Genomic DNA, 6497 nt, shown 5'->3' with positions numbered 1-6497 from the left:
GAAGTCCAATTTTAAAGTAGTGAATTGGGCAGATCCACGAGATAATTTTGTAGACGATTGGCTGATACTTTCTGGTTTGAATGTGCATGACAGCGAGGATTCCATGATGATTAAGACAGATGTTATTTTATCTTCTTTTCAAAAGGCAGGTGCCAATACTGTTCGTCTACCTATTAACCCAAGCACCGTTTTACAGGAATATTGGCCTAAATATTCTTCTATTATTACAGAAGTTACCGCTAAAAAAATGAAAGTTATCTTGGCTTATTGGGAAGGAGCTTCTTCTAAAGATGGATTTGTGGACGATAGCACCGGATTTAAAATGATGTGGAATAAAGTAGTTGCTAAATTTCTAAACAACCAGAATGTATTTTTCGAAATAATGAATGAGCCCCATGGTTATTCCTTAGATTCATTAAAACTATTGTATGGCCAATGGATAGATAGATATACGAATGTCCCGAGACATAGAATTATTCTTGACGGGACTGGATATGCTACCGGTGTAAATAGTATTGGTGACGACCCTCAATTTGATTCCTGCCTTTTGTCATTTCATTTTTATACTTGGTTTAATATTAATTATAAAACCGTATCTGATTGGGAACAGCCCATTAAATCTTTGAAATATCCTCAACGAACCATTAATACTGAATTCGGTGTGCCGATGACAGATGGCAAGAACTACTTAAACGATACCACTGGAAGTATTGAAGTTGCTTATCTCAAGGGAATGACCAATGAATTGCATCAATTAGGTGTAGGAGGAGTCTACTGGCCTGGACTAAGAACCGGTGATTCATATAGCATGTTTTCTTTTGACGGAAGGACATTAAATGTAAATAATGAAAGTGGCCTGAAATGTCTGCAATATGCCTGGAACGTAACCACGCCTTAAATGTATTGATGGGTTTTAAATAAATACCACTCGTGTCAATGAAGATTTAGTTATTGGCAAAACTATTTATAACGATATATAAAGTTGTCCATCTGGCATAACGAATAGTCGTTTTGATGAGTAGGGACTCAATACATTTAGTAAATGATTTTTAAAATAATACGAATAAAAATGGCAATTAAAAAGATACTTCTTTCAACCGCAGTTTTGTTGACCAGCTGCTGCTGTGCGCAAGAAAAGGCGACCCTTTCCACCAACTTACAAGATGCAAAAATAATCATTAATAAAAATATTTATGGCATGTTTTCCGAGCATTTAGGTAATGGCATTTACGGCGGATTTTGGATAGATAAAGACGCCAAAGTTCCTAAGGTTGGTCGTATAAGGATGGACGTTGTGAACGCGTTGAAAAAAATTGACATTCCCAACCTTCGATGGCCCGGCGGTTGTTTTGCCGACGAATATCATTGGATGGACGGGATTGGGAACCCAGCGACAAGACCCAAAATGGTCAATACCAATTGGGGTGGCGTAACCGAAGACAACAGTTTTGGCACCAATGAATTTATGCAGCTCTGTAAGCTGTTAAATACGCAACCCTATGTATCAGGAAATTTAGGAAGTGGAACCGTCAAAGAAATGTCCAATTGGGTGGAGTATCTCAATTTTGATGGAGTAAGTCCAATGACAAAATTAAGAAAAGAAGATGGAAGGGATGTGCCCTATGACGTAAAGTTTTTTGGTATAGGTAATGAGAGTTGGGGTTGCGGAGGTAATATGAAACCCGAATATTATGCTGATCTTTTTAGGCGTTATGCAACTTTTACCAAAAGCTACAAAAATGCGCCTTTACGTAGAATTGCGAGCGGTGCCAATGCCGACGACTATCACTGGACAGAGGTCTGCATGCGCGACATTCCGTTGAATATGATGTGGGGACTTAGTTTGCACTATTATACAATTCCGACAGGTAGTTGGGGTAAAAAAGGATCCGCTACAAACTTCACGCAGCATGAATATTTTAATACAATGAAGAATTGCCTGAAGATGGAAGAATTGGTTACCAAACATGCTGCCATTATGGACAAATATGATCCGCAAAAGAAGGTTGCATTGGTTGTAGATGAATGGGGTGTGTGGACTGATCCTGAGCCAGGAACAAATCCTTCTTTTCTTCGCCAACAAAATAGTTTAAGAGACGCCTTAATTGCCGCTACAACATTAAACATATTTAATAATCATGCAGACAGGGTACGAATGGCCAATCTGGCACAAACAGTGAACGTATTGCAATCCCTGGTTTTGACCAAGGGCAACGATATGTTATTAACGCCTACCTACTATGTTTTTAACATGTACAAGGTACATCAAGGTGCTAAGCTTTTGCCGCTAAAGATTGCTGCACCCGAATATAAAAACGGTGATGAAAGTATACCTGCCGTAAATGCTTCTGCCTCCATCGACTCAATGGGGACGGTGCATGTCAGTTTGGTGAATCTAGATGCCAATAACGATATAACAGTTTCGGCAGACCTGGAAGGAGAAAACCCTTCCAACATCAGCGGACAAATACTGGACTCCCAAAATCTTACGGATGTAAACAGTTTCAGCAATAAACAATTAGTTGTTACTAAAAGTTTCCATGGAGCAACCTTACAACAACATACGGTAACCCTGACACTTCCCAAACATAGTGTCGTTTGTTTGGAGATTAAATAAAGAAAATACAAGAGAAATAGCAGCATAATGAATACAAAAAAAACACCCTTATTGGCTTTGATTTTTAGTAGCTTATTGTCTTTGAGTTTGTTAGGCTCCTGTCAGCAGAAGCGACAGGACAAAGATGCAACTCATACATTTACATTAGGTGACTCAGCGTTTTTATTAGACAACAAACCCTTTCAGATAATTTCAGGAGAAATGCATTACCCGCGCATTCCGCGTGAAGCCTGGCTCGATAGAATGAAAAAGGCAAAAGCAATGGGTTTAAACACAATCAGTACCTATGTTTTTTGGAACTTGCAGGAACCGCAAAAAGATAAATTTGATTTTAGTGGGAATAACGATATTGCGCAATTTGTAAAAGATGCCCAAAAGGTAGGCCTTTGGGTAATTCTCAGACCTAGCCCTTATGTATGCGCCGAATGGGAATTTGGTGGCTATCCGTATTGGTTGCAAAATATAAAGGGTCTGGTTGTACGAAGTAAAGAAAAGCAGTATATAGAAGAATACAAAAAATACATCAACGCAGTAGGTAAACAATTGGCACCCCTGCAAATCAATCACGGCGGCAATATTATAATGGTGCAGATTGAAAATGAATATGGGTCTTACGGAAATGATAAGTCTTATTTACAATTAAATGAGCAGCTATTCCGTAATGCCGGCTTTGACGGGTTGCTATATACCTGTGATCCGGCAAAGGACTTGCCTAACGGTTACTTGCCGGGCTTATTGCCCGCTGTAAATGGTTTGTCAGATACAACCGCCATAAAAAGTATTATTCGGAAGTATCACCAGGGTAAAGGACCTTTTATGGTCGCCGAATGGTATCCGGCCTGGTTTGACTGGTGGGGGACAAAACACCATACCGTACCTGCCGCTGCTTATGCCAAGCAACTGAACGATATTTTAAAAGCAGGTATCTCCATTAACATGTACATGTTTCATGGAGGGACTACAAGAGGTTTTATGAATGGGGCAAATGACAAACAAACAACTCCCTATGAGCCCCAGACAAGTAGTTATGATTATGATGCTCCCTTAGATGAGGCGGGTAATGTAACGGAGAAGTTCAAAGTGTTCCGTTCGGTAATAGAAAAGTATTTACCCAAAGGTGAAGTACTTCCTGCTATTCCTGCGCCCAAGACGACAATGGGAATATCAAACATAAAATTTGCGACTTCAGCCTCCATTTTTAATATCTTGCCTAAACCAGTCGAAAATTTGACACCATTGACTTTTGAAGCATTACATCAAGCCTATGGGTTTGTGCTTTACCGTACGATGGTCAAAGGCGGAGAAAATGGCATATTGCATTTAAGAGATTTAAGAGATTATGCGATTGTAATGGTTAATAGCAAAAGGGTAGGGGTACTAGACAGAAGATTCAGGCAAGATAGTATGCCAATTTCCTTTCCAGCGGGCAATGATACTTTGGACATTTTGGTAGAAAATTTAGGAAGAATAAATTTTGGTCTGAACCTTCTGAAAAATAATAAAGGAATTACCCATAGTGTATGGTTTAATGGTGGAGAATTAAAAGGCTGGCAGATGTATGATCTGCCATTTGATAATATTGCCCAATATCATTTTAAAGGCGATAATATCAGAGACAATGAGCCAATTGTTCGTAAAGGCTCCTTTCAACTCATTAAAGTTGCGGATACTTATTTGGATATGCGTCGCTGGGGCAAGGGCGTGGTTTGGATAAATGGTCATAACTTAGGTCGATACTGGCGTGTAGGTCCACAACAAACCATTTATGTTCCTGCAGAGTGGCTAAAGCAGGGAGAAAACAGTATTACGATTCTAGAATTATTAAAACCTGAAATGAACGCTCTTTCTGCCATTGATCATCCCATTTTAGACGAGTTGCAGAGGTGATGATAGCAACGCACACTGTGGATTAAAAATAGCAGGCAGAGGAGGAAGCTATCGGAATGAATCCGAAATTTTTATAATCTGGTACAATTATAATGCTAAAGAATCGGTATATCAATTTAAAGTACCTTCATAAAAATTAATCAGACTAGTTAAAAGCTACTACATTTTAACTAGTTTCGATCTTATTTCGAGTAACATTTATTCACTACCATCATAAATTATGGCTTTTTTAAAACAAAGAGGAATCAACATTATACTTGTCTATTTATTATCCATTTTTGCCGTACATGGTCAAAACAAGCATGCAGCAAATCATGACAATTATCTTTTTGTGTATTTTACAGGTAACAAGCAGAATGAAGAGAGCATCCATTTTGCGCTGAGTAGGGATGGTTATAATTTTTATGCTTTAAACCATAACCGGCCTGTTTTAGATTCCAAAAAGATTAGTTCAACTGGAGGGGTTAGAGATCCACATATTTTGCGTGGCGAAGACAAAAAGACTTTTTATATGGTGGCGACAGATATGGTCTCTTCACTCGGATGGAATTCAAATAGAGCAATGGTTTTGATGAAATCAAAGGACCTGATACATTGGAAATCTTCGGTGGTAAATATTCAGCGTAGATTTTCCGGACAAGAGAATTTATTGCGGGTTTGGGCACCTCAAACAATTTACGATCCTGTCGCGAAAAAATATATGATTTATTTTTCAATGAAGCATGGCGACGAAGCGGACAAAATTTATTACAGTTATGTAAACAAAAAATTTACGGACCTTGAGACAGCACCGAAGCAATTACTTTATGAGCCTTCGAACGGTTCGTGCATTGACCCCGATATTATTTATTTCGATGGTAAATATCATTTATTTTTCAAGACAGAAGACAAAGGGAAGGGCATTAAAATAGCCACTTCTACCAACCTTACTTCTGGGTACGTGATTCAAGATGGTTTTGTCCAGCAAACAAAAGAGCCAGTAGAAGGATCAAGTGTGTATGCTTTGAATAATGGCAATGGATTTATTTTTATGTATGATATGTACACAAAGGGTAAATATCAATTTACATACACAAAAGATTTAAATCATTTTTCTGTAGTCGATAAGGATATATCTATGGATTTTCATCCACGACACGGTACTGTTTTGCCTATTACGACCAAAGAAGCTAATGGTCTTAAAAAGTATTGGGGAGATGAAAATATCTATGAACGGAATAACCCTGTACTAAAAGGCTATTTTGCAGATCCTGAAATCCTCTATTCAAAGAAAACAGATAGCTTTTATATTTATCCTACTTCCGATGGTTTTACGAACTGGTCCGGCAATTATTTCAAAACGTTTGCCTCGAAAGATTTGGTTCATTGGAAGGATGGTGGCGTAATTTTAGACTTGCCAAAAGATGTTAGTTGGGCGAAAAAAAATGCTTGGGCTCCTTGTATCATTGAAAAAGAAGTAGGAGATTCGTTCAAGTATTATTTTTATTTCACTGCAGCGCAAAAAATAGGTGTAGCAGTAGCCAATAGTCCTGGAGGTCCGTTTAAAGATTCAGGAAGGCCTCTTATAGACAAATTCCCACCGGGTATTCATGGTGGACAGCAAATTGACCCTGATGTATTTCAAGATCCCGTTTCCAAGAAAAATTATCTCTATTGGGGAAACGGCTACATGGCATCTGCAGAATTAAATGATGATATGATTTCGATTAAAGAAAATACCATTAAAGTAATCACACCTAAAAGGAGTTTTAGAGAAGGAACTTATGTTTTTTATAGAAAGGGAAAATATTATTTCCTGTGGTCCGAAGATGATACAAGGAGTCCCAATTATCATGTTTGCTATGGCATAGCCGACCACCCTCAAGGAAAAATAGTTGTTCCTAAAAGTAATATCATTCTATCAAAAGATTCGACTCTCGATATTTTCGGAACAGGGCATTGTTCTGTTATTCAAATTCCAGGGAAAGATAAATGGTACATCGTTTACCATAGA

At 38.2% G+C, this 6497-nt stretch carries 4 protein-coding genes; all 4 read left to right on the top strand.

Annotated elements, in window-relative coordinates:
* The coding region (locus ACQR30_RS05635; RefSeq protein WP_429732501.1) for a glycoside hydrolase family 5 protein at positions 1-898 on the top strand (898 nt) is incomplete at its 5' end.
* A 171-nt stretch (positions 899-1069) separates the two neighbouring features.
* Complete coding sequence (locus ACQR30_RS05630; RefSeq protein ID WP_429732498.1) at positions 1070-2617, top strand: alpha-N-arabinofuranosidase; 1548 nt, start codon at positions 1070-1072, stop codon at positions 2615-2617.
* A gap of 27 nt (positions 2618-2644) precedes the next feature.
* Entirely contained in the window at positions 2645-4504 is a 1860-nt protein-coding gene (locus ACQR30_RS05625; protein ID WP_429732495.1) for a glycoside hydrolase family 35 protein, read from the top strand.
* Between the two features lie 220 nt (positions 4505-4724).
* Positions 4725-6497 (top strand): family 43 glycosylhydrolase (locus ACQR30_RS05620; protein ID WP_429732488.1); only part of this gene is annotated, 1773 nt, incomplete at its 3' end.

Origin of the sequence: Arachidicoccus sp. (assembly GCF_050436765.1) — a bacterium.
Lineage (GTDB): Bacteria > Bacteroidota > Bacteroidia > Chitinophagales > Chitinophagaceae > Arachidicoccus.
Note: the sequence above shows the minus strand (reverse complement) of the source record. Positions and strands in the feature narration are given on the sequence as shown.